We start from the raw sequence: 22725 nt of genomic DNA, 5'->3' as shown, positions 1-22725 counted from the left end.
ACTGGGATGGAGCCGCTCAGCACGGAGTGGATTAGCCGGGACGAGATCAGGGCCGCGATCGCGGCCCAACTGGATTGCCCCGCGGCAGATGTCGCCGACGACGACGATCTCATTCAGCTAGGCCTGAACTCGATCCGCATGATGTCGATGGCCGGACGCTGGCGCAAGCGCGGAGCCGACATCACCTTTGCGCAACTCGCCGCCACCGCGACGGTGCAGTCCTGGCACGAACTGCTCAACGCCGACCAGCTCGGATGTGCGGTAACTGCACCGGCCGACCGCCCCGAGTTGTTGTTGGAACCGGAGGCGCCACAAGCCCCGTTCCCGTTGGCAACGATGCAGCACGCCTACTGGATCGGTCGCTCTGACGAACAAGAGCTCGGCGGCGTTGCCGCCCATCTCTACGTTGAATTCGACGGAACCGGAATCGATCCCGAGCGGCTGGAACGTGCCGTGTCCGACCTGGTTGCGGTGCATCCGATGCTGCGTACCCGATTTCTCGCCGACGGGACGCAGCAGACGATGCCCAGCCCGGGTAGGCCGGTGTTCGCCCTGGTCGACCTTCGGGGGCAGAGTGCGGACGAGGTTGAGTCCGCACTACTGCAGATGCGTGAGCGTAACGGGCACCAGCGCCTGGCAATTGAAGACGGTCAGGTCATCGACTTCACGCTCACGCTGTGGGATGGCGACCGCAGTCGCCTTCATCTGGACGTCGACATGCTGGCCGGTGACGCGATGAGCTATCGGGTGTTGGTGTCGGACCTGGCGCAGCTGTACCGGGGCGCGACGCTGCAGTCTCCCGGCTTCAGCTACCGGCGTTATCGCACCGAATACGAACCGGACAGGGCGGCGCGCGAGCGGGACAGGCAATGGTGGCAGCGGCGGTTGCCGGAGATGGCCGGCGCGCCGCAACTGCCGACCGTGGCCGTGCGAGAACCCGGGGCGCCGCATCGGACCGAGCGCTACGAGCACTGGCTGGCGCCGGAAGCCAAGCAGCAGCTGATGGCCGGGGCGCATGCGCGCGGGGTCACGCCGGCCATGGCGTTGGCCGCGGTCTTCGCCGACACCATCGGCGGTTGGTCGGAGCAAGGTAAGTTCCTGCTGAATGTGCCTTTGTTTCAACGCGAATCGGTGCACCCGGACATCGATCGAGTGGTTGGCGACTTCACCTCGTCGATCATGCTCGAGGTCGACGTCACCGAAGACGTTTCGGTTGCCCAACGAGCTCGAGACATTCAACGCAGGATGTACGAAAGCGGTACACACGCTGCCTATTCCGGTCTGGAAGTGCTGCGCGATCTAGGGAGGTACCGCGGCGAACCGGTGCTGGCGCCGGTGGTGTTTACCAGCGCTCTCGATCTCGGTGAGTTGTTTGCCGATGAAGTGATCGAGACCTTCGGAGACCCGGTCTGGATCATTTCGCAGGGGCCCCAAGTCCTGCTGGATGCTCAGGTCACCGAGTTACGTGGCGGGTTGCTGGTCAACTGGGATGCCCGCGAGTCAGCATTCCCGCCGGGACTGATCGACACGATGTTCAACCGGTTTACCGATGCGGTCAAGCGGTTGGCCGACGGCGACGCTGGCTGGGACGCCTCCGCCCCGGTGCAGTTGCCCGCCGCGCAGGCCGCGACCCGTGCAGCGACCAATGCAACCGATGGACCAGCCAGCGAAAAATGCTTGCATCAAGGATTTTTCGAGCACGCCGCGGCCAATCCGGACGCGCCGGCGGTGGTATGGGATGTGGGCGATGACGGGGGTGTCTGGAGCTACCGAGAATTGCGCAGGCAGTCGCTTGCCGTCGCCGCAGCGCTGCACGAGTGCGGGGTGCGACCCGGCGACGCGGTCGCCGTCCAACTGCCCAAGGGGCGTGCTCAGATCCCGGCTGTGCTCGGAGTTCTTGCCGCCGGGGGTACATATGTTCCGATCGGCTTCGACCAGCCGGAGGCGCGGCGCGCCAAGATTCTTCAGACCGCCGACGTTGTCGCGGCGCTGACCGTCGAGGGCGCGAGGATGGGCGACGCAGTCCCGTGCGTATCCATCGATACGGCACGCGATCATCCGAAGCCATTGCCGGAGCCGGTCTTTCCCGATATCGGCGAGATCGCCTACGTGATTTTCACTTCCGGCTCCACGGGCCTGCCCAAGGGAGTCGACGTACCGCACAGCGCGGCGATGAACACGATTGACGCCGTCAACGAGTGGTTCGGCGTTGGCAGCGCCGATCGCGTGTTGGCGCTGTCCGCGCTCGAGTTCGATGCGTCGGTGTATGACATCTTCGGCATGTTCGCGGTCGGCGGCTCCCTGGTCGCGGTTGACGCAGAGCAAAAGTCGGCGCCGACCACCTGGGTGGAATTGCTGGTGCACCACCGCGTGTCAATCCTCAACTGTGTGCCGAGCATGCTCGACATGATCTTGGATCTCGGTGGTGATCGGCTGGGCAACTCCTTGCGGGCCGTCACGCTCGGTGGCGACTGGGTGGGCGCTGACTTGGCCCGCAGGCTAGCCAGGCAGGTTCCGGGATGCCGGTTCTCCGGTCTGGGCGGTGCGACAGAGACCGCCATCCACAACACCATCTGTGAGGTGGTGGGCGAACCACCAGCGCACTGGGCGACCGTGCCGTTCGGGCGTCCGCTGCGCAACGTACGTTGTCGCATTGTGTCGCCGTCGGGCCGCGATTGCCTGGACTGGGTAGCCGGCGAATTGTGGGTCGGCGGCGCGAATGTCGCTGCGCGATACCGCAATGATCCGCAGCGCACCGCGGAGCGTTTCGTGGAGCACCAGGGGATCCGCTGGTACAAGACCGGTGACATGGCCAGGTATTGGCCCGATGGCACCATCGAGTTCCTGGGGCGTGCCGACCATCAGGTGCAGATTCGTGGATACCGCGTCGAGCTCGGCGAGGTGGAGAACGCGCTACGTGCCGTTTCCGGAGTGCGTCACGCCGTTGCGGCCGTAGTCGGTGCGAGCGCACCCAAGTTGGTTGCCGCCGTCGCGGCGGATCCCAATACGGTCGGCGATATCACCGCCGTACTGGCGGATCTGTTGCCGAGCTACATGGTGCCCACCCGCACGGTATTTTTCGAAAGATTCCCGCTGACCGCGAACGGCAAGCTGGACCGCCGAGCGGTGACCGCATTGCTGGAACCCGAAGCCTGCACAACCGAAGACCGGGCTCCACGCAACGACGTGGAGGCCGCGCTTGCCGAGATCGTGGCCGAGGTGCTCGATCAGGCCTCGATTGGCGTGCACGACGATTTCTTTGCTCAAGGCGGTGATTCGGTGCTTGCCACCGCCGTGATCGCGCGGATCCGCGACTGGCTGGACATCGATCACGTCGTGGTCGCGGACCTATTCGCGGCCAGAACGGTGGGTGCCCTAGCGCAGCGCCTACAAGACCGGGAGGCGGCACGCGGTACGCCGGAACGGCTATCGGTGATTGCCCGCCACTATCTTGACGTCGCGGCTTTGACCGATGAAGAGGTGCTCGCCGAAGGCTAGTACTTCATCGACACAGGCCGCGTGTCGATGAAACCTTTTGCGATTCACCATGAAGACGCCTCAACATGGACCGGCGATGGTCGGCATTAACGATTTCGGCGGTCATACCGATATCCTGGCGACCCGACCTCTCGTCCGGGTGGGCGACTCTCATAGCCGGCACACAGGTGTGCCACACCCTAGCCCTGGTATTCGCGGTTAGTTTGGAAGCGGCGGACCCGGGGAAATACAGACGAGACCACAGTCGCGACATGCGCAGAACAGATGAGTCAAGGGGGAGAGCATGACCCTGAAATCGATCACCATGGGTATGGCAGCGGCGGCCGCGATCGGAGCCGCGGTCACGGGGGTGACCGTCGTCACCTCTGCCGCCGGGGCCTCCTACCAGGTGCAGCCAGTCGTCTTCGGTGCGCCACTGCCGCAGGACCCGGCACCGGCGCCGGCCACCGACGTCCCGACGGCCGCCGAGCTGACCGGCTTGCTCAACAGCCTCGTTGACCCCAACGTTTCGTTCACCAGCAAGAGCGGTCTGGTCGAGGGCGGCATTGGCGGGACCGAGGCGCGCCTTGCCGACCACGAGTTGAAGAAGGCGGCGAAGAACGGGGACCTGCCGTTGTCGTTCACCGTGGCCAACATTGCACCGGCTGCCGCCGGCGCCGCGACCGCCGACGTGTCCGTCAGTGGACCCAAGTTCACCGCGCCGATCACCCAGAATGTGACGTTCGTCAACCAAGGCAGCTGGGTGCTGTCCCGCAGCTCGGCGATGCAGCTGCTGCAGGCCGCGGGCCACTGATCTGCCGCACGGGCGGATAGCGCAGGCGCAGCACCGGCTATCCGCCCGGCCCGCTCAGACCGCTGATATCGAGTGTGGCGATCCGCTGCGGATCGGCCAGCACGTCGATCGCTGCGATGCGTCCGTTGCGCACCAGAAATCCCATCACCGCCGATGCCTGCTCGGAGATCGAGATGACGGCGCCGGCGGCCCCGTTGACCAGGGCGTTGAGCACCGTGCGCTCCGGGCCCGCGTAGCTGCGGGCCAGCTTGGCCACGGTGGCTGCGCCCTGGGCTCGAAATCGCGGGGTGTTGGGTCCGAAGTCGCCGCGCAACACCACGTCCGGATGTAGCACCGAAACCAGGCGCTCGAAGTTGCCGCTGCGCCCGGCCGCAAAGAACGCGTCGACGACTTCACGCTGTGCGCAGAGGTCGCGGTCGGGAAACGGTTCCGCGCGCTCGATCCGGCGCGGTGCCCGGCTGGCCAGTTTGCGCGTCGCCTCGGGTGTGCGCTCGAGGATGGGTGCGATCTGGTCAAACGGGACCGCGAAGACGTCATGCAGCACGAAAGCCAACCGCTCGGCCGGGGCCAGCGTGTCCAGCACGACAAAAAGCGCCAGGCCCACCGCATCGGCCAGCATCGCGTGGTGTTCGGGGTCGAACGCTGCGACGCCATCCACGATCGGATCCGGCAGCTGACCGACCAGCTCTTCTCGGCCCCGGCCGCGACGATCCCGCACTAGGTTCAGGCATAGTCGCGCCACCACGGTGGTCAGCCATGCATCGAGATCGACTAGCTCCTGGGCGCCCTGGGCGCGGTCCGTGGTGGCGTTGAGCCGCAGCCAGGCCTCTTGAACGACGTCCTCGGCGTCGGCAAGTGAGCCCAGCATCCGGTAGGCCAGCGCACCCAGCCGCGGCCTGGCCGCTTGGAAGCGCGCGAGCAATGCCGGATCGGTCATGGTGGCCCGGCCCCTCGGGCAGCGCGCAGACCCGGTCGGACGAGAAGCCCGAGGACCCGATGCCGAGGGCGATGTTGAACCGGGCGCGCAGGTTGCCCAGCGTGATGATGTGGGTAAGCCCGACCAGCGCAGCCGCGTCGAAGTGGGCGCGCAGAGCCGCGAACAGCTCGTCGCTCACGGCGACGGGCGTGCGACTTATCGCGGCGGCGTAGTCCAGGATCAACCGGTCGACCTCGGAGAAGCACGAAGCATCGCGGTAGTTGGCCAACGCCAGGAGCTCCTGGTCGCTGATTCCCAACTCCCGGGCAATCTGTTAACCCAGGTCGATGCAATATTGGCAGCCGACCGTGGTCGCGGCTTTCAATTCGGCCAAGGCCCGGTGCCGCGCAGTGAGCACATCCAGTTTCGATTCGGCTTGTTCCAGCCTGCCGTAGGCGTTGAGCAATCTGGGGATGTGGGCATACATCCGCAGCGGTTCGAGCATGTCGGCCGTCGCGAGCCCGGCCATTCTTGCCAGCTTGCGCTTGGTGAAGAAGAACGCGATCTTGGCGGCTATGCCGGCGTCGTGGTCGCTGACCCCCACAAGGCGGGACATGGCGGCTCCTAACGGGTCGGTGGTCGTTATTGGGTATGACCCCCGGGGGCACGAAAATGTGACCAAACCGACCTGAGCCCCGCTGCCGGCGTGGCTACCTCAGACCGCCCGGCGGTATGTCCATGTCGAACACCCGCGCGTGCAGCACGGTGCGGTTACGCAGCGCCGCGCGTACCGCTCGGTGTAAGCCGTCCTCGAGGTAGATGACGCCCCGCCACCGCACCGCATGAGGGAATAAGTCGCCATAGAACGTCGAGTCCTCGGACAGCAAGCGATCCAACGCGAGCACGGTGGTGGTTGTGACCAATTCGTCGAGCCGTATCTGCTGTGGCGGAATCTGGGACCAATCCCGATACGACAGTCCATGTTCGGGATATGGCTTGCCTTCCCGCACGCCCTTGAAAATCATGGGCGGATCGTCCCTGACGCGTTGTTTATGCCGGACAGGATCATGCGCAATAGGCTAGTCGCAACAAGTCCGATGGAATTGAAGTCTCCATGGACTGGTTGCGAAACTCCGATCTGGCCTGCGCCGCACCGGAGGTTCGCAACGACGCACAGATCTGCACTGCACGGCGCGGTAGGCCGTCGGCCGCCCGGCGATTGTGCGGGTCGGCGGTCAGCCACTGGTGAGACCGTAAAATGAACGCGGCCGGCCAGCTGCAAGGAGGTGAGAAGTCGATGGGAACTGCTGACGAGCGCCGCTTCGAGGTGCTGCGGGCCATCGTCGCCGACTTCGTTGCCACCCACGAGCCGATCGGTTCGAAATCGCTGGTCGAGCGGCACAACCTCGGTGTCTCGAGCGCCACCATACGCAACGACATGGCAGTGCTGGAGGCGGAGGGCTACATCGCCCAGCCACACACCAGCTCGGGCCGGGTGCCCACCGAGAAGGGCTACCGCGAGTTCGTAGACCGCCTCGACGATGTCAAGCCCCTGTCGATGGTCGAACGGCGGGCCATCCAGGGCTTTCTGGAATCCGGGGTCGACCTCGATGATGTGCTGCGCCGTGCGGTACGGCTGCTGGCGCAGCTGACCCGCCAGGTTGCCGTCGTGCAGTACCCGACCCTGTCGACCTCAAAGGTTCGCCATCTGGAAGTGATCGCGCTGACCCCGGCCCGGCTGCTGATGGTGGTCATCACCGACTCCGGGCGGGTGGATCAGCGCATCGTCGAGCTCGGCGACGTCATCGATGACCACCAACTATCGCAACTGCGCGAGCTGCTGGGGCAGGCGTTGGAGGGCAAGAAACTGGCGGCGGCATCGGTTGCGGTCGCCGACCTCGCCGGGCAACTCAGCGGCGCCGGCGGCTTGGGCGACGCGGTGGGCCGATCGGCGACGGTCTTGCTGGAGTCGCTGGTGGAACACACCGAGGAGCGGTTGCTGATGGGCGGCACCGCGAACCTGACCCGCAACGCCGCGGACTTCGGGGGGTCGCTGCGCTCCATCCTCGAGGCCCTCGAAGAGCAGGTTGTGGTGCTGCGGCTACTGGCGGCACAGCAGGAAGCCGGCAAGGTGACGGTGCGAATCGGCCATGAAACCGAGGCCGAGCAGATCGTCGGCACCTCTATGGTGTCCACCGCCTATGGCAGCAATGACACGGTCTACGGCGGGATGGGTGTGCTGGGGCCCACCCGCATGGACTATCCGGGAACTATCGCCAGTGTTGCCGCGGTTGCCCTGTATATCGGCGAAGTGCTGGGTGCTCGATGACCGCGCACTCGCTACAGAATTTGTGGACAGCCGCGTAGCAGCGGCATAAGACCTCGCATAGGAAAGAGTCAACCGTGGCACGCGACTACTACGGCCTGCTCGGCGTGAGCAAGGGCGCTAGTGATGCAGAAATCAAACGCGCCTATCGCAAGTTGGCGCGCGAACTGCATCCCGATGTCAACCCCGATGAGGCGGCGCAGGCCAAGTTCAAGGAGATCAGCGTCGCCTACGAGGTGCTCAGCGATCCGGAGAAACGCCGGATCGTCGATCTGGGCGGTGACCCGCTGGAAGGTGCCGGCGCGGCGGCCAACGGCTTTTCCGGCTTCGGCGGGCTGGGCGATGTGTTCGAGGCGTTCTTCGGTGGCGGCTCGGCATCGCGAGGTCCGATTGGTCGGGTTCGCCCGGGCTCGGATTCGCTGCTGCGGATGCGGCTGGATCTCGAGGAGTGCGCGACCGGTGTCACCAAGCAGGTGACCGTCGATACCGCGGTGCTCTGTGATCGCTGCCAGGGCAAGGGCACCAACGGCGACTCCGCGCCGATTCCGTGTGACACCTGCGGCGGCCGCGGGGAAGTACAGACCGTCCAGCGTTCGCTGCTCGGCCAAATGCTGACGTCGCGGCCATGTCCCACCTGTCGCGGCGTCGGGGTGGTCATTCCCGACCCGTGCCACCAGTGCATGGGTGACGGCCGGGTGCGGGCCCGCCGCGAGATCAGCGTCAAGATTCCTGCCGGTGTCGGCGACGGCATGCGCGTCCGGCTCGCCGCCCAGGGGGAGGTCGGGCCCGGGGGAGGCCCGTCGGGCGACCTGTACGTCGAGGTTCATGAGCAGGCCCACGACATCTTCGTGCGCGAAGGTGACGATTTGCACTGCACGGTTTCGGTGCCGATGGTCGATGCGGCGCTTGGGGTCACCGTGACGTTGGACGCGATCCTGGACGGGCCCAGCGAGATTGTGATCCCGCCCGGCACCCAACCGGCCGCGGTGATCACGCTGCGCGGCCACGGAATGCCGCACCTGCGGTCCAGTGCGCGCGGCGATTTGCATGTGCACGTCGACGTAATGGTTCCGGTCAGGCTGGACCACCGCGACACCGAACTGTTGCGTGAGCTGAAGAACCGCCGTGGCCGTGACGTCGCCGAGATTCGCTCGTCGCATGCCGCCGGCGGCGGGTTGTTCAGCAAGCTTCGCGAAACCTTCTCCGGGCGCTGACGCGGATTCAGGTCGCCGGGGCCCGCAGATGGTGGCAACGCTGTTCTATGTCGACACAGTGCCGGAGGCGGGAGAGCTGGCCGCACTGGACGGCGACGAAGGCTTTCACGCGGCCACGGTGCGGCGGATCCGTCCCGGTGAGCAGCTGGTCCTCGGGGACGGCGCCGGCGAACTGGCCCGCTGCGTGGTCGAGCACGCAGCGCGGGACGGGTTGACGGCACGGGTGCTGCAGCGCTGGAGCGTGGCTCCGGTGCGTCCGGCGGTCACCGTGGTGCAGGCATTGCCCAAATCCGAACGTTCGGAATTGGCGGTCGAATTGGCGACCGAGGCCGGTGCGGACGCATTCCTGGCCTGGCAAGCCGCACGTTGCGTGGCCAACTGGGAAGGAGCCCGGGCCGACAAGGGGCTGCGCCGCTGGCGCTCGGCCGCGCGCTCCGCGGCCCGGCAGTCCCGCCGCGCGCACATCCCACCTGTCGAGGGGGTGCTATCCACGGCGGCGCTGATACGGCGAATCACCGCTGAGGCGCAAGCGGGTGCGATGGTATTGGCATTGCATGAATCGGCAACCGATCGGCTCGTCGATACTGCTGTGGCACAAGCCAAATCGTTGGTTCTCGTGGTCGGTCCCGAAGGCGGAATTGCGCCCGAGGAGATGGACGCATTAGCAGGCGCCGGAGCGGTTTCGGTTCGGCTGGGCCCGACGGTGCTGCGGACGTCGACCGCAGCGGCGGTGGCGCTGGGGGCGCTCGGCGTGCTCACCGAGCGCTGGGATAGTGCTGCGAGCCTGTGATCCTCTGGCGGCCAATGCTGCGCTAGTGCAGTAGCATTCGTGTTCGCAGCGTGTCGACGCCCTTGCCGCTGAGCTGATCGAGTGCCCATGGGCGACCGGCCAGTGCCGAAGCCAACTGGGCGGCGCCGCCTGTCACCGCCCAATCGCCTTCGCCGCTGGTCCAATCGACATCGTGAGCGCGCAGACTCAGTCCGCGTGCCCGTTGCGCCGCCGGTACGAACGGGTTCGGGACCCGCACTTGGGTATTCAGCACGGCGACCAGGGCGTCGACGCCGACGGTGGGGGTTCGGTCCAACGCAAACGCGATGTCAAGTTCGTGAATCACGTGATCGCCCAGCAAGAGTCGCCGAGGGAATACCCGTCCGATCCCGCGTGGGTGGACCGCGAGCTCGGCGAATTCGGCGATCAACTCATCCGGATTGTGTCGCCGTGCTAAGTCGATGGCGAGCGCGGCGTTGGCGCGGTCGAATGAACCGCGCTGGCTGACCAGGCCGGCCGCCAACATGCGCAATGAGGCCCGATATCCGATCACCAGGTGGGCAAGTACGTCGTGGTTGCTCCATTCGCCGCACAGGCTTGGGGTGCCCCACTCGGCCGCCGACAGGCCGGAGGCGAATTCGACGAATCGAATATCGTTGTTGTGCAGAATGTTACGTGTCTTCGACATGGAGATGCTCCCGCAAGAAGGCGGTCTGGTCGGCAAGCAAGCTGTCGACAAGGGGTCGATGATAAATCTCGAAATGGTCACCGTCGTAGTGGCGCGCGATGCCGCGCGGCGCCCGCCCGGCTACGACCTCGGCATGACGCGGATCCATCAGTGTCTCCCGGCGGGAAACGCACACCAGTAGCGGCGCGCTGATCTGGCGGGCCGCCCGTTTGGTGCTGGTGACGCCGATGCCGAGGAGATTTGACGCGGCGATGCGGTTATCGAAGGACCCTCCCGGGTCGACGGTGGAGCGCCAGCCCTGCAGGGCGCCGGCCGCCGTCACCGCCGCCAGACTGCCCGGCGGTCCGACTATGGGGATGTATCGCCGCCGCAGGCCGGCGGCGCAGCGCAGGGCATCTTCGACAATTGCCGGCCCGGCCCGCAGCGTCGCCGCCAGCCCTAGCCGGCGCAGCGTTGCCGGGCCGTCCACGATGGGGCATTGCACGACGACCGCGCAAAGGTCCCGGCGGCGGGCCGCGATCAGCAGCACATGCATCGCGCCGAGGCTGGTGCCCCACAGCGCTACGCGACTCGCGTCGACGTCGGGCAGCGAGCGGGCGAACTCCAGCGCCGCGGCGATGTCTTGGCGGTGCCGACGCAGGCTGAGTCGTTGTCGCGGCGTGCCATCGGATGCGCCGAGATTCCGGTAGTCAAACGCGAGAGTGGCGATGCCGGCGGCGGCGAAGTGCCGCTCATATCGGGCCAGGGCCATGGTGTGGTTGGCGCCCAACCCGTGGGCGAGCACCACCAGCGGATACGGGCCCGGCCCCGCGGGGCGGGTGAACCAAGCCGCGCAGCGGGTGCCTCGCGATTCAAAGGCGGTGCCCAACGTTGAAACCATGGCGTGATCTCCATACGTACGTTGTACGTGTTTACCTTACGTACGATGTACCTGTCAACGGTTTGGGAGGGCGACGTGCGAGCACGCTTCACGGTTTCCGACATCGCCAGTGCGGCACTGGCCATCGTCGACCAAGACGGGCTCAGCGGGCTGAGCATGCGCTCGCTGGCCGCGTCTCTGGGCACTGGTCCGATGACGCTGTACAACTACGTCAGGGATCGGCGCGAACTCGAAGCGCTGGTGGCAGACGCGGTAGTCGCAGACGTCAAAGTCCCCGCACCCACCGATGATTGGCGCGCTGACGTACACGCGATCGCAACAGCGATGTGGGAGACGATGCGCCAGCATCCCAACGCCATCCCGCTGGTGCTGACCCGCCGTACCGTATCGGCGTCCAGCTATGTGGTCGCGGACCGGTTGATCGCCGCGCTCGGGCGCAGCGGGGTGGGCGATGCAGATCTGTTGGCGAGTTTTCGGGGGGTGCTCGGATTGGTCATGGGCAGTGCGCAGGCGGAGTTGGCCGGCCCGCTGGCCGGAACCGGACGGGAAAAGGAGCAGGTGGCCGTCGCGGCGCGGATCGGCGGTCTGGCCGGTGCCGAGCATCCGCACATCGCCGCGTTGGCGCAAGCCAGCCAACGGTCCACGCCGGCGGCTGACTTCGAACGGGCACTGGACATCCTGCTGGCGGGCATCGAATCATTCGAACGCCGTCGCGACCGGCGCTAGACTGTGAAATCAGCACACCCGCCCACCCTCCACTTCGATAGGCCAGAAAGCAGGCATCGGAAGCCACGTGACGCCCCGCGAGACCCGCGCTGCTGACGCAGTTGGAGCCCGACCGGCCGACCCTCAGGTACGCAGCAGCATCGACGTTCCGCCCGACCTGGTTGTGGGCTTGCTCGGCTCGGCCGACGAGAATTTGAGGGCACTCGAACGCACCCTGACCGCCAGCCTGCACGTGCGCGGCAACACGGTCACCCTGGCGGGCGAGCCCGCCGACGTCGCCGTCGCCGAGCGGGCCGTCTCCGAGCTGGTGGCGATCGTCGCCAATGGGCAGCCGTTGACTCCCGAGGTGGTGCGCCACAGCGTGGCGATGCTGGTCGGTGCCGGCAACGAGTCGCCGGCCGAGGTGCTGACTCTCGACATTCTGTCCCGCCGGGGAAAGACGATCCGGCCCAAGACGCTCAACCAGAAGCGGTATGTCGATGCCATCGACGCCAACACCATCGTCTTCGGGATCGGCCCGGCCGGCACCGGAAAGACCTACCTGGCCATGGCCAAGGCGGTCCATGCGCTGCAGACCAAGCAGGTCAACCGCATCATCCTGACCCGTCCTGCCGTGGAAGCCGGTGAGCGCCTTGGCTTCCTGCCGGGCACGCTGAGCGAAAAGATCGACCCGTACCTGCGGCCGCTGTATGACGCTTTGTACGACATGATGGATCCCGAGCTGATCGCGAAGCTGATGTCGGCGGGCGTCATCGAGGTGGCGCCGCTGGCGTATATGCGCGGTAGGACCTTGAACGACGCCTTCATCGTCCTCGACGAGGCGCAGAACACCACTGCCGAGCAGATGAAGATGTTCCTGACCCGCCTGGGTTTCGGATCCAAAGTCGTCGTCACCGGGGATGTCACCCAGGTTGACCTTCCGGGCGGCGCCAGGTCTGGGCTGCGCGCGGCGGTCGACATCCTCGACGATATCGACGACATTCACATCGCCGAACTGACCAGCGCGGATGTGGTGCGCCATCGCCTGGTCTCGGAGATCGTCGACGCGTATGCGCGATACGAGGAGCCGGGCTCGGGGATGAACCGGGCGGCTCGGCGGGCGTCGGGCACCCGCAATCGTCGATGATGGTGCGGTGAGCGTCTTATGAGCATCGAGGTATCCAACGAGTCGGGCATTGACGTCTCCGAGACAGAACTCGTCAGCGTGGCACGATTCGTGATCGGCAAGATGGACGTAAATCCGGGCGCCGAGCTGTCGATGGTGCTGCTGGATACCGCCGCGATGGCCGACTTGCATATGCGCTGGATGGATCTTCCCGGGCCGACAGACGTGATGAGCTTTCCCATGGACGAGCTGGAGCCCGGCGGCCGCCCCGATGCCCCCGAGCCCGGCCCGGCGATGCTCGGCGATATCGTGCTGTGCCCGGAGTTTGCCGCGGAGCAGGCGGCCGCGGCCGGTCACAGCCTGGGCCATGAGCTGGCGCTGCTGACGATCCACGGCGTGCTGCATCTACTCGGCTACGACCACGGTGAGCCAGACGAGGAGAAGGAGATGTTCGCCCTGCAGGACCGGTTGCTCGAAGAGTGGGTGGCCGAGCAGGTGCAGGCCTACCAGCAGGACCGTCAGGACGAACGGGATCGCCGCCTGCTGGACAAGTCAAGATATTTCGACGAGCCGTGAAAGGTCTGCCTCAGCTGCTCGGTGCGATCGCATTGGTCGGTCTGGGCGGATTGTTCGCCGCCATTGATGCCGCTATCAGCACGGTGTCACTGGCCCGGGTGCAGGAACTGGTGCGGGAGGCACGCCCCGGTGCGGTGGCCCTGTCCAAGGTGATGGAAGATCGACCGCGCTACATCAACCTGGTCGTGTTGCTGCGCATCGTGTGTGAGATCACCGCGACCGCGCTTCTGGTGGTGTTCTTCCGGCACAACCTCAGCATGAACGGGGGATTGTTCCTCGCGGCGGCCATCATGGTGGTGACCAGCTTCGTCGTCATCGGGGTGGGTCCGCGCACGTTGGGTCGCCAGAATGCGTATTCCATCTCGCTGGGTACCGCTGTTCCGTTGCAGGTGATTTCGTGGCTGCTGATGCCGATCAGCCGGCTTCTGGTGCTCTTGGGCAACGCGCTGACCCCGGGCCGGGGTTTCCGTAATGGGCCGTTTGCATCCGAGGTTGAGTTGCGTGAAGTCGTCGACCTGGCGCAGCAGCGCGGTGTGGTTGCCGCAGACGAGCGCCGGATGATCGAATCGGTCTTCGAGCTTGGTGACACCCCGGCGCGGGAGGTGATGGTGCCGCGCACCGAGATGGTGTGGATCGAAGGTGACAAGTCGCCCAGCCAGGCGATGACCCTGGCGGTACGAAGCGGACACTCCCGCATTCCGGTGGTCGGCGAGAACGTTGATGACATTCTTGGTGTGGTGTATCTCAAAGACCTTGTGCGGCAGACATTCTGCGCGCCCGACCAGGGGCGCAAGATTGACGTATCAGACCTCATGCGTCCCGCGGTGTTCGTGCCGGACTCCAAACCGCTGGATGCCTTGTTGCGCGAAATGCAGCATGACCGCAATCACATGGCGCTGCTGGTCGACGAATACGGGGCCATAGCGGGATTGGTGAGCATCGAAGACGTGCTCGAGGAGATCGTTGGTGAGATCGCCGACGAGTACGACGAAGCGGAGACGGCGCCCGTAGAGGCTCTGGGCGACAAACGATTTCGCGTATCGGCGCGCCTGCCGATCGAGGATGTGGGGGAGTTGTACGGGATCGAGTTCGACGGCGATCTCGATGTCGACACCGTAGGTGGCCTGCTGGCTCTGGAGCTGGGCCGGGTGCCCCTGCCAGGCGCTGAGGTGATATTCCACGGCCTGCGCCTGCGTGCCGAGGGCGGCCCCGACCACCGGGGCCGGGTAAGGATCGGCACCGTGTTGGTAAGTCCGATGGAAACCGAAGAGACCGACGGCGCGGGCGATGGCGCCGCGGAAACCGGTGCCGATGGCTGAGCCGCTGGATGCGCAAGTCGTCACGCTGGTGACGCTGGCGCGCGCCGAGGCCGACAGCGGTGCCGCCCTGCGCGATGTCGACGGCCGCACCTATGTGGCTGTGCCCGTGGGCCTGTCGACACTCACGGCGCCACCCGAGTTGTCGCCGATTGCCTTGATGATGACCGATAGTTCTGGGGAACCCTGTTATGACGTCTGAATTCCATTCCGGCTTCGTGTGTTTGGTCGGCCGACCGAACACCGGCAAGTCGACGCTGACCAATGCCCTGGTTGGCACCAAAGTGGCGATTACCTCGATGCGGCCGCAGACCACTCGGCATACGATTCGCGGGATTGTCCATCGGGACAGCTTTCAGATCATCCTGGTCGACACCCCGGGGCTGCACCGGCCGCGGACTCTGCTGGGCAAGCGGCTCAACGACTTGGTGCGCGACACGTACTCCGAGGTCGACGTGATTGGGCTGTGCATCCCGGCTGACGAATCGATCGGCCCGGGCGACCGCTGGATCATCGAGCAGATCGCTGCCACCGCGCCCAGGGTGAAGTTGGTTGTCATCGTCACCAAGATCGACAAAGTGCCCAAGGACCAAGTGGCCGCGCAGCTGGTCGCGGTCAGCGAATTGGTGACAAACTCCGCGGAGATCGTTCCGGTATCGGCGGTGACCGGCGCCCAGGTCGAGGTGTTGATCGACGTGCTGGCCCGCACATTGCCGCAGGGGCCGGCCTACTACCCCGACGGCGAGCTGACCGATGAGCCCGAAGAGGTTCTGATGGCCGAGCTGATTCGTGAGGCGGCTCTCGAGGGCGTGCACGACGAATTGCCGCATTCGCTGGCGGTGGTGATCGACGAGGTCAGTCCGCGGGAAGGGCGGGAAGACCTGATCGACGTCCATGCCGTGCTGTATGTCGAGCGGGACAGCCAAAAGGGGATCATCATCGGCAAAGGCGGTGCCCGGTTGCGTGAAGTGGGCACCGCGGCGCGAAGTCAGATCGAGAAGTTGCTAGGCACAAAGATCTACCTCGACTTGCGCGTCAAGGTCGCCAAGAACTGGCAGCGCGATCCCAAACAGCTAGGCCGACTTGGTTTCTAGCGCCGCGGCGGCCGGACACTGTGGATTGGGGGAGTGCTGGTCCCGGTGTTCCACCACACCTTCGGTTGCTTGGTCGCCCAGCCGCTGACCGCTTCCAACTCGGCGGCCAGCGAGATGAGCAGGCCTTCGCTCTCGGCCGGTCCCATCAACTGAACCCCGATCGGCAGACCGTCGACGGTGAACCCCGCGGGCACGTTGATCGAGGGCCAGCCCAGCAGATTCCACGGCCAGGTCAACGGGCATGCGGCAATGATGGCGCGATCGGTGGCCAACCCGCCCATATCGTCGAACGCGCGGGCCAGCGGCGGTGGCTGTGCGGTCGTCGGCGCCAAAACCACATCGACGATGTCGAAGATCGATCCCACCCGCCGTTGGGCGGCCGCTTCGTGGTGGCGCGCGTTGCGCAGAATGGCCTGCGAAAGCGCGTGCCCCGCGCGCATATTGGTCACCGTGCGGGGGTCCAGCGTGACACCGTCGCCCAGGCACTCCGCCCATTCCCACAGACCTGCGGTGGAGCGGGCGAGAAAGTCCCACGACAGCCGCAGCCCGTAGTCGGGGTTGCCCCGCTCCACGGTGTGGCCGAGCAGTTGGAGCTGTTCGCCCACTCGCCGCGTCGCAGCCAGGATCTCCGGATGCAGCTTGGCTCGAAAACCCGTGTAAGGGAACCGGGTTGACATTGCGATCTTCAATGGCCCGGGTGCAATACCGACGTAGTCGGATGCCGTCAAAGGTGCCGGCTTGTGCAGATCTCCCTCGACGTTGCCCGACGCCGCGTCCAGTACCAGGGCGGCGTCGGCAACCGTTCTGGCCAGCACGCCGTTGACCGTGATGCCGTTGAACGTCTCGGGCCACGGCCAGGTCGAGATGCGACCGCGTTGCGGCTTGATGCCCACCAAGTGGGTCCAGGCTGCGGGAACGCGGATGCTTCCGGCGCCGTCAGAGCCGATCGCAGCAGTGACCAGGCCCGCGGCCACCGCCGCCGCACTACCACCCGATGAGCCGCCCGGTGTGTGCCGTCGTGCCCACGGGTTGCGGGTGTGCCCGAATCCGGGACCACTGGTGAATGGCCACTGGCCTAATTCGCAGGTATTGGTCTTGCCGATGATCACCGCGCCGGCCGCCTTCAGACGGCGAACAACCTCACTGTCGTGGGCGGCTGGCCGGACGTATCCCTGGGTGCCGAACGCGGTCGGCACACCGGCAACGTCGACGTCGTCCTTGACCGCGATCGGGATGCCCAGCAGCGGCGCGGCATCCCCGGCGGCTCGCCGCCGGTCCGCCGCCGCGGCATCGGCCAGCGCGGACTCGGTAAGCACCACCCGAAACGCGTTCAGGGTGGACTGGCTCACCTCGATCTCGCGCAGGGACCTGCGCGTCAGCTCAACGGAGGTCACCGAACCGGAGGCCAGCTGGTAGAGCAGGTCGGTGAGGGTAGGCAGGCGCGGGCCGCCGGACCCGGAAACGGCCCCGGAAGCGAACCCAGAAGCGCCAACCACGGGGTACGAGACTATCGGCGCGGATACCGGCGATGTCGCGGTGGGGTGCGAAACTATTGTGATGCGGCTGTATCGAGACCGGGCTGTTGTGCTGCGCCAGCACAAGCTCGGTGAAGCCGACCGGATCGTCACCCTGTTGACCCGCGACCACGGGCTGGTGCGAGCGGTGGCCAAAGGTGTGCGGCGTACCCGCAGCAAATTCGGTTCCAGACTCGAACCGTTCGCGCACATCGATGCGCAATTGCACCCCGGTCGCAACCTCGACATCGTCACCCAGGTCGTCTCCATCGACGCCTTTGCCGCCGACATCGTCAACGACTACGGCAGGTACACCTGCGGCTGCGCGATGCTGGAAACCGCCGAACGCCTCGCCGGGGAGGAGCGTGCGCCCGCCCCGGCCCTGCACCGCCTGACGGTGGGTGCGTTGCGGGCGGTGGCTGACGGCAGCCGGCCTCGCGATCTGCTGTTGGATGCCTACCTGCTGCGTGCCATGGGCATCGCAGGCTGGGCGCCGGCGCTGACCGAATGCGCCCGCTGCGCCACGCCCGGCCCACATCGGGCCTTTCACATCGCGGCCGGGGGCAGCGTCTGCCCGCATTGCCGTCCGGCTGGCTCGACGACACCGCCGCTGGGCGTGCTGGACCTGATGTCCGCGCTGCATGACGGCGACTGGGCGGCCGCCCAGGGGGCGCCGCAATCGCACCGCAGCTACGTCAGCGGGTTGGTGGCCGCGCACCTGCAATGGCATCTGGAACGCCAGCTCAAGACGTTGCCGCTGGTGGAGCGGTTCTACCAGGCTGACCGATCGGTTGCCGAACGTCGCGCTGCGTTGATCGGGCAGGATAGTGAATGTGGCTAAGAGCGCCCGGCGACTGAAGTCCGCCGACTTCCCACAGCTGCCTCAGGCGCCGGACGACTATCCGACCTTTCCCGATACGTCGAGTTGGCCGGTCGTTTTCCCGGAGCTGCCGCCGTCGCCCGATGGCGGTCCGCGCCGGCCGCCGCAGCACGTCTCCAAAGCGGCCGCGCCACGGATTCCGGCCGACCGGTTACCCAACCACGTCGCCATCGTGATGGACGGCAATGGGCGGTGGGCCACCGAACGCGGGCTGCGCCGCACCGAGGGGCACAAGATGGGTGAGGCGGTGGTGATCGACATCGCCTGCGGTGCGGTCGAACTTGGGATCAAGTGGCTAAGCCTCTACGCCTTTTCCACCGAGAACTGGAAGCGCTCCGCCGAGGAAGTCCGCTTCCTGATGGGCTTCAATCGCGACGTCGTACGGCGACGCCGCGACGTCCTCAATCAAATGGGTGTTCGGATCCGCTGGGTGGGTTCGCGGCCGCGGCTGTGGCGCAGCGTCATCAACGAACTGGCGGTAGCCGAAGCAATGACCAACAACAACGACGTCATCACCATCAACTATTGCGTCAACTACGGTGGCCGCACCGAAATCGCCGAAGCTACCCGAGACATCGCCCGCGAAGTCGCCGCGGGCAGATTGAACCCGGAGCGGATCACCGAGTCCACCATCGCCCGTCACATGCAGCGACCCGACATCCCCGACGTCGACCTCTTTCTGCGGACCTCGGGGGAGCAGCGCTCCAGCAATTTCATGCTCTGGCAATCGGCATACGCCGAGTACATCTTCCAAGACAAGTTGTGGCCCGACTACGACCGGCGCGACCTGTGGGCGGCCTGCGAGGAATATGCCTCCCGCAATCGACGGTTCGGGAGCGCCTAGTGCCCTCCCTGCAGGATCGACTGGCATCGATACTTCGCGACGTTCTCCCCGTCGAGGAGGAACCCGACGGCGCGCTGACGGTGCGCCACGACGGTACGTTCGCCTCGCTGCGAGTGGTCAACATCGCCGAGGATCTTGATTTGGTATCGCTGACTCAGATACTGGCCTGGGATCTGCCGCTGACCAAGAAGATCGGCGATCTACTGGCCAACCAGGCGCGTGACACCAACTTCGGCGCCGTCACCACGGTTGAGAAGGTCGCCGACAAGGCTGTGCAGCGCAACGCCGGGAAGGGTTCGGCGAAGACGCTCCCGAAGACCGTGGACGTGATGCTGCGCTACAACTTCCCCGGCGCCGGCCTGACCGACAACGCGTTGCGAACCCTGATTCTGCTGGTCCTAGACAGTGGGGGCCAGATCCGCGGCAAGCTGACTTCCTAGCGCAGCGCCGCGGCTCCGTGCCGGCGGCAATCTGAGCAGGTGCCGAAGATCTCGATGGTGTGGCTGACGTCGGAGAAGCCGTGCCGGTCGGCCACGTTGGCAGCCCAGGTCTCGACTTCATGGTCGGCCACCTCGATGGTGGACCCACAGCCGCGGCACACCAGATGGTGGTGATGGTGCTGCGAGCACCGCCGGTAGACCGATTCACCGGTGTCGGTGCGCAGCGTGTCGACCGTTCCAGCGGATGCCATCGATTGCAGGGTCCGATAGACGGTGGTCAGGCCAATGTTCTCGCCGCGACGGCGTAGTTCGTCGTGCAGTTCTTGGGCGGAACGGAAGTCATCGACTGTTTCGAGCAATGTCGAAATCGCCGCTCGCTGCCGGGTTGAACGCACGCTTGTGCCGGTCATGCCGAATCCTCACCGGCGTGGGCGACCGCATCCACGACGATGTGCGCCAGGTGCTGATCGACAAGCCGATAGAGCACCTCGCGGCCGGACCGTTCGCCGGTTACCACGCCGGCGGCCTTGAGGATCTTCAGATGTTGGCTGACCAGTGGCTGTGGTACGCCCAATGCATCAACCAGTTCGTGAACGCAGCGCTGGGCTTCACGCAGCTGCAGCACGATGGCGATTCGCACGGGTGCGGCCAGAGCGCGCAGTAGCTCGCCGGCGCCCTCGAGGATTTCTCGCGGCGGCGGTGCGGGAAACGCGGGATGCTCGGCGAAGTCGCCAACATCGTGTTCGTGACGGGAAACGAAGTCGTCCTGGGCGGCCGTCGAAGGTGAGGGCGACGTCGCCATGTATTGAGTCACCGCCTCGAGGAGAGCAGATAATCGGACCGGGCCGGACTGCTGCCGAAGCGGCGTGCGGCTGACTTCCACTGTCACATGCATGATGATGCATGTCAAAGACCGCCGTGCCGATCGCTACCATGGCTGAGGTTTTTGTGCGCGGTGGCTTACCGGCGCACGAGTTTGCCCAATCGGGAAGGGAGTGGGTTGCCCCGTGGCGTCTGTCATTGACACCGTGGTGAACCTGGCAAAACGGCGAGGCTTGGTCTATCCGTCCGGTGAGATCTACGGCGGTACGAAGTCTGCGTGGGACTACGGTCCGCTGGGGGTCGAACTCAAGGAGAACATCAAACGGCAATGGTGGCGGTCGGTGGTTACCGGCCGCGACGACGTGGTCGGACTCGACTCGTCGATCATCCTGCCGCGCGAGGTCTGGGTGGCATCGGGCCACGTCGAGGTCTTCCACGATCCACTGGTGGAGTCGCTGATCACCCACAAGCGATACCGGGCCGACCATCTCATCGAGGCCTACGAGGCAAAACACGGTCAGCCGCCGCCGAACGGGCTCGCTGACATTCGCGATCCCGAAACCGGCGAGCCCGGCCAGTGGACCGAACCACGCGAATTCAACATGATGCTCAAGACCTACCTCGGCCCCATCGAAACCGAGGAGGGGTTGCATTACTTGCGTCCGGAAACGGCGCAGGGCATCTTCGTCAACTTCGCCAACGTGCTGACCACGTCGCGTAAGAAGCCGCCGTTTGGCATCGGTCAGATCGGCAAGAGCTTCCGCAATGAGATCACCCCGGGCAACTTCATCTTCCGCACCCGCGAGTTCGAACAGATGGAGATGGAGTTCTTCGTCGAGCCGTCCACGGCCAAGGAATGGCACCAGTACTGGATCGACACCAGATTGCAGTGGTACGTCGACCTCGGTATCGATGCCGAGAACCTGCGGCTATTCGAACACCCCAAGGAGAAGTTGTCGCACTACTCCGACCGCACTGTCGACATCGAATACAAGTTCGGCTTCGTCGGCAATCCATGGGGAGAGCTGGAGGGTGTCGCCAACCGGACCGACTTCGACTTGTCCACCCACTCCAAGCATTCCGGTACCGAACTGTCGTTCTACGACCAGGTCGAAGACGTTCGCTACACGCCCTACGTCATCGAGCCGGCAGCGGGGCTGACCCGTTCGTTCATGGCATTCCTGATCGACGCCTACACCGAGGACGAAGCTCCGAATGCCAAGGGCGGGGTCGACAAGAGAACCGTGCTGCGGCTGGACCCGAGGCTGGCGCCGGTCAAGGCAGCGGTGCTGCCGTTGTCACGGCACGCCGACCTGAGCCCCAAGGCGCGCGATTTGGCCGCCGAACTGCGCAAGTACTGGAACATCGATTTCGACGATGCCGGTGCCATTGGGCGGCGCTACCGGCGCCAAGACGAGATCGGCACCCCGTTCTGTGTGACGGTGGACTTCGACTCCCTCGAGGACGACGCCGTCACCGTGCGTGAGCGTGATGCCATGACCCAGGAGCGGATCGGGATCGCCAAGGTCGCCGACTACCTGGCGCCGCGTCTGAAGGGCTGCTAGACGTCGGGTCGTTCGGCGCTGTCGCCGGTTTGGTGTGCTTGCCGGCGCACCCGCGGCGGGAGTCTCGGCACCCGGTTGAGTGTTCTGTCTGCCATCGCCCCTCGATGGCATGTCGGGCCGGCTGTCGCCCCGGGATCGTGACCTGACCCGCGGCCCGGTTGGTGGCCGGTGGGTGCCGGTGCGTGTCGGTCGCGGTAACGCTCGGGTGTGCGGTTGAGAATATCCCGTTGAAGGAGGGGCGATTCTGATGAATTTCGCGGTGTTGCCGCCGGAGATTAATTCGGTGCGGATGTTCTCTGGTGCGGGGTCTGAGCCGATGTTGGCGGCGGCGGCGGCCTGGGATGGGTTGTCGGCGGAGTTGGCGGCGGCGGCGGAGTCGTTTGCGTCGGTGACCTCGGGTCTTGCGGGTGCGGGTCAGGCGTGGCAGGGTGCGGCGGCTTCGGCGATGGTGGCTGCGGCGGGGCCGTATGCGAGTTGGCTGGGGGCGGCGGCGGCGCGGGCCGCGGGGGCGTCGGCGTCGGCGAAGGTGGTGGCCTCGGCGTTTGAGGCGGCGCGTGCGGCGATGGTGCATCCGTTGGCGGTGGCGGCTAATCGCAATGGGTTTGTGCAGTTGGTGATGTCGAATTTGTTTGGTCAGAATGCGCCGGCGATTGCGGCGGCGGAGGGTGTGTACGAACAGATGTGGGCCGCTGATGTGGCGGCGATGGCGGGGTATCACGGTGGGGCTTCGGCGGCTGCTGCGCAGTTGAGTTCGTGGCA

The 22725-nt window shown here is 65.8% G+C and carries 22 protein-coding genes and 2 pseudogenes; 16 read left to right on the top strand and 8 right to left on the bottom strand.

Features of this window, described 5'->3' with window-relative positions:
• Positions 1 to 6 precede the first annotated feature (6 nt).
• Together CCUG20998_RS18225 and CCUG20998_RS18220 are read left to right on the top strand one after the other, a co-directional pair.
• Positions 7 to 3498, top strand: a complete 3492-nt coding sequence (locus CCUG20998_RS18225) for a non-ribosomal peptide synthetase (RefSeq protein ID WP_020730324.1) — start codon at positions 7 to 9, stop codon at positions 3496 to 3498.
• A gap of 283 nt (positions 3499 to 3781) precedes the next feature.
• Positions 3782 to 4291, top strand: coding sequence for an MTB12 family secreted protein (locus tag CCUG20998_RS18220; protein WP_012395304.1), 510 nt, complete (start codon positions 3782 to 3784; stop codon positions 4289 to 4291).
• Positions 4292 to 4328: 37 nt separating this feature from the next.
• Here the strand turns inward: CCUG20998_RS18220 and CCUG20998_RS18215 are convergent, their stop codons facing one another.
• From CCUG20998_RS18215 to CCUG20998_RS18205, 3 genes and pseudogenes are all read right to left on the bottom strand, one after another.
• The gene (locus tag CCUG20998_RS18215; RefSeq protein ID WP_020730325.1) at positions 4329 to 5228 is read right to left on the bottom strand and encodes a sigma-70 family RNA polymerase sigma factor; all 900 of its coding nucleotides are present in this window, start codon (positions 5226 to 5228) and stop codon (positions 4329 to 4331) included.
• Between the two features lie 7 nt (positions 5229 to 5235).
• A pseudogene (locus CCUG20998_RS18210) lies at positions 5236 to 5823 on the bottom strand (carboxymuconolactone decarboxylase family protein); the annotation flags it as partial.
• Positions 5824 to 5917: 94 nt separating this feature from the next.
• Positions 5918 to 6232 (bottom strand): type II toxin-antitoxin system VapB family antitoxin, encoded by a 315-nt coding sequence (locus tag CCUG20998_RS18205; protein WP_012395301.1) that lies wholly within the window; start codon positions 6230 to 6232, stop codon positions 5918 to 5920.
• A 272-nt stretch (positions 6233 to 6504) separates the two neighbouring features.
• Here CCUG20998_RS18205 and hrcA point away from each other — a divergent pair, with 272 nt between their 5' ends.
• The 3 genes from hrcA to CCUG20998_RS18190 all read left to right on the top strand — a co-directional run bounded on the left by hrcA (position 6505) and on the right by CCUG20998_RS18190 (position 9537).
• Positions 6505 to 7536: a heat-inducible transcriptional repressor HrcA gene (gene hrcA, locus CCUG20998_RS18200; protein WP_012395300.1), complete on the top strand. Its 1032-nt coding sequence runs from the start codon at positions 6505 to 6507 to the stop codon at positions 7534 to 7536.
• A 74-nt stretch (positions 7537 to 7610) separates the two neighbouring features.
• Entirely contained in the window at positions 7611 to 8747 is a 1137-nt protein-coding gene (gene dnaJ / locus CCUG20998_RS18195; RefSeq protein WP_020730328.1) for a molecular chaperone DnaJ, read from the top strand.
• Between the two features lie 28 nt (positions 8748 to 8775).
• Positions 8776 to 9537 carry a 16S rRNA (uracil(1498)-N(3))-methyltransferase gene (locus CCUG20998_RS18190; RefSeq protein WP_020730329.1) on the top strand — a complete coding sequence of 254 codons (762 nt, stop codon included), beginning with the start codon at positions 8776 to 8778 and terminating at the stop codon, positions 9535 to 9537.
• A gap of 22 nt (positions 9538 to 9559) precedes the next feature.
• Here CCUG20998_RS18190 and CCUG20998_RS18185 read toward each other — a convergent pair whose 3' ends face one another.
• Positions 9560 to 10204 carry a maleylpyruvate isomerase family mycothiol-dependent enzyme gene (locus CCUG20998_RS18185; RefSeq protein WP_020730330.1) on the bottom strand — a complete coding sequence of 215 codons (645 nt, stop codon included), beginning with the start codon at positions 10202 to 10204 and terminating at the stop codon, positions 9560 to 9562.
• Positions 10188 to 11084, bottom strand: coding sequence for an alpha/beta hydrolase (locus CCUG20998_RS18180; RefSeq protein WP_020725928.1), 897 nt, complete (start codon positions 11082 to 11084; stop codon positions 10188 to 10190). Before CCUG20998_RS18180 ends, CCUG20998_RS18185 begins: the two co-directional genes overlap by 17 nt.
• Positions 11085 to 11159: 75 nt before the next feature.
• On the opposite strand from CCUG20998_RS18180, the gene CCUG20998_RS18175 reads away from it, so the two are divergent.
• The 6 genes from CCUG20998_RS18175 (at position 11160) to era (ending at position 15901) form a co-directional block, all read left to right on the top strand.
• Positions 11160 to 11810, top strand: coding sequence for a TetR/AcrR family transcriptional regulator C-terminal domain-containing protein (locus CCUG20998_RS18175; RefSeq protein ID WP_020730331.1), 651 nt, complete (start codon positions 11160 to 11162; stop codon positions 11808 to 11810).
• Between the two features lie 67 nt (positions 11811 to 11877).
• Positions 11878 to 12936, top strand: a complete 1059-nt coding sequence (locus tag CCUG20998_RS18170; protein WP_020730332.1) for a PhoH family protein — start codon at positions 11878 to 11880, stop codon at positions 12934 to 12936.
• Positions 12937 to 12954: 18 nt separating this feature from the next.
• Positions 12955 to 13491: an rRNA maturation RNase YbeY gene (ybeY, locus tag CCUG20998_RS18165; protein WP_011741360.1), complete on the top strand. Its 537-nt coding sequence runs from the start codon at positions 12955 to 12957 to the stop codon at positions 13489 to 13491.
• Positions 13488 to 14810 carry a hemolysin family protein gene (locus CCUG20998_RS18160; RefSeq protein WP_012395293.1) on the top strand — a complete coding sequence of 441 codons (1323 nt, stop codon included), beginning with the start codon at positions 13488 to 13490 and terminating at the stop codon, positions 14808 to 14810. The genes ybeY and CCUG20998_RS18160 overlap by 4 nt, the downstream gene beginning before the upstream one ends.
• Positions 14803 to 15009, top strand: coding sequence for a hypothetical protein (locus tag CCUG20998_RS18155; protein ID WP_020730333.1), 207 nt, complete (start codon positions 14803 to 14805; stop codon positions 15007 to 15009). The genes CCUG20998_RS18160 and CCUG20998_RS18155 overlap by 8 nt, the downstream gene beginning before the upstream one ends.
• The gene (era, locus tag CCUG20998_RS18150) at positions 14999 to 15901 is read left to right on the top strand and encodes a GTPase Era (RefSeq protein WP_020730334.1); all 903 of its coding nucleotides are present in this window, start codon (positions 14999 to 15001) and stop codon (positions 15899 to 15901) included. Before CCUG20998_RS18155 ends, era begins: the two co-directional genes overlap by 11 nt.
• Here era and CCUG20998_RS18145 read toward each other — a convergent pair.
• The gene (locus CCUG20998_RS18145) at positions 15898 to 17397 is read right to left on the bottom strand and encodes an amidase (protein WP_012395290.1); all 1500 of its coding nucleotides are present in this window, start codon (positions 17395 to 17397) and stop codon (positions 15898 to 15900) included. The two genes, era and CCUG20998_RS18145, sit on opposite strands and share 4 nt — an antisense overlap.
• 61 nt (positions 17398 to 17458) lie before the next feature.
• On the opposite strand from CCUG20998_RS18145, the gene recO reads away from it, so the two are divergent.
• Genes recO through CCUG20998_RS18130 form a run of 3 tightly spaced genes read left to right on the top strand, consistent with a single transcriptional unit; the run spans position 17459 to position 19579 of the window.
• Positions 17459 to 18256 carry a DNA repair protein RecO gene (recO, locus tag CCUG20998_RS18140; RefSeq protein ID WP_020730335.1) on the top strand — a complete coding sequence of 266 codons (798 nt, stop codon included), beginning with the start codon at positions 17459 to 17461 and terminating at the stop codon, positions 18254 to 18256.
• Entirely contained in the window at positions 18249 to 19139 is an 891-nt protein-coding gene (locus CCUG20998_RS18135) for a decaprenyl diphosphate synthase (RefSeq protein ID WP_038580148.1), read from the top strand. The genes recO and CCUG20998_RS18135 overlap by 8 nt, the downstream gene beginning before the upstream one ends.
• Positions 19139 to 19579, top strand: coding sequence for a hypothetical protein (locus tag CCUG20998_RS18130; protein WP_012395288.1), 441 nt, complete (start codon positions 19139 to 19141; stop codon positions 19577 to 19579). The genes CCUG20998_RS18135 and CCUG20998_RS18130 overlap by 1 nt, the downstream gene beginning before the upstream one ends.
• On the opposite strand, the gene CCUG20998_RS18125 is transcribed toward CCUG20998_RS18130, so the two are convergent.
• Both CCUG20998_RS18125 and CCUG20998_RS18120 read right to left on the bottom strand, forming a co-directional pair.
• Positions 19576 to 19989 (bottom strand): Fur family transcriptional regulator, encoded by a 414-nt coding sequence (locus CCUG20998_RS18125; protein WP_020730337.1) that lies wholly within the window; start codon positions 19987 to 19989, stop codon positions 19576 to 19578. The two genes, CCUG20998_RS18130 and CCUG20998_RS18125, sit on opposite strands and share 4 nt — an antisense overlap.
• Positions 19986 to 20381 carry an ArsR/SmtB family transcription factor gene (locus CCUG20998_RS18120; protein WP_020730338.1) on the bottom strand — a complete coding sequence of 132 codons (396 nt, stop codon included), beginning with the start codon at positions 20379 to 20381 and terminating at the stop codon, positions 19986 to 19988. The genes CCUG20998_RS18125 and CCUG20998_RS18120 overlap by 4 nt, the downstream gene beginning before the upstream one ends.
• 193 nt (positions 20382 to 20574) lie before the next feature.
• On the opposite strand from CCUG20998_RS18120, the gene CCUG20998_RS18115 reads away from it, so the two are divergent.
• Both CCUG20998_RS18115 and CCUG20998_RS29340 read left to right on the top strand, forming a co-directional pair.
• Positions 20575 to 21966, top strand: a complete 1392-nt coding sequence (locus tag CCUG20998_RS18115; RefSeq protein WP_012395286.1) for a glycine--tRNA ligase — start codon at positions 20575 to 20577, stop codon at positions 21964 to 21966.
• Between the two features lie 247 nt (positions 21967 to 22213).
• Positions 22214 to 22718 (top strand): annotated as a pseudogene (locus CCUG20998_RS29340) (PPE family protein); the annotation flags it as partial.
• Positions 22719 to 22725 lie beyond the last annotated feature (7 nt).

This window comes from Mycobacterium marinum (assembly GCF_003391395.1).
GTDB classification, from domain to species: domain Bacteria; phylum Actinomycetota; class Actinomycetes; order Mycobacteriales; family Mycobacteriaceae; genus Mycobacterium; species Mycobacterium marinum.
This window is presented reverse-complemented; position numbering and strand designations above follow the sequence as displayed.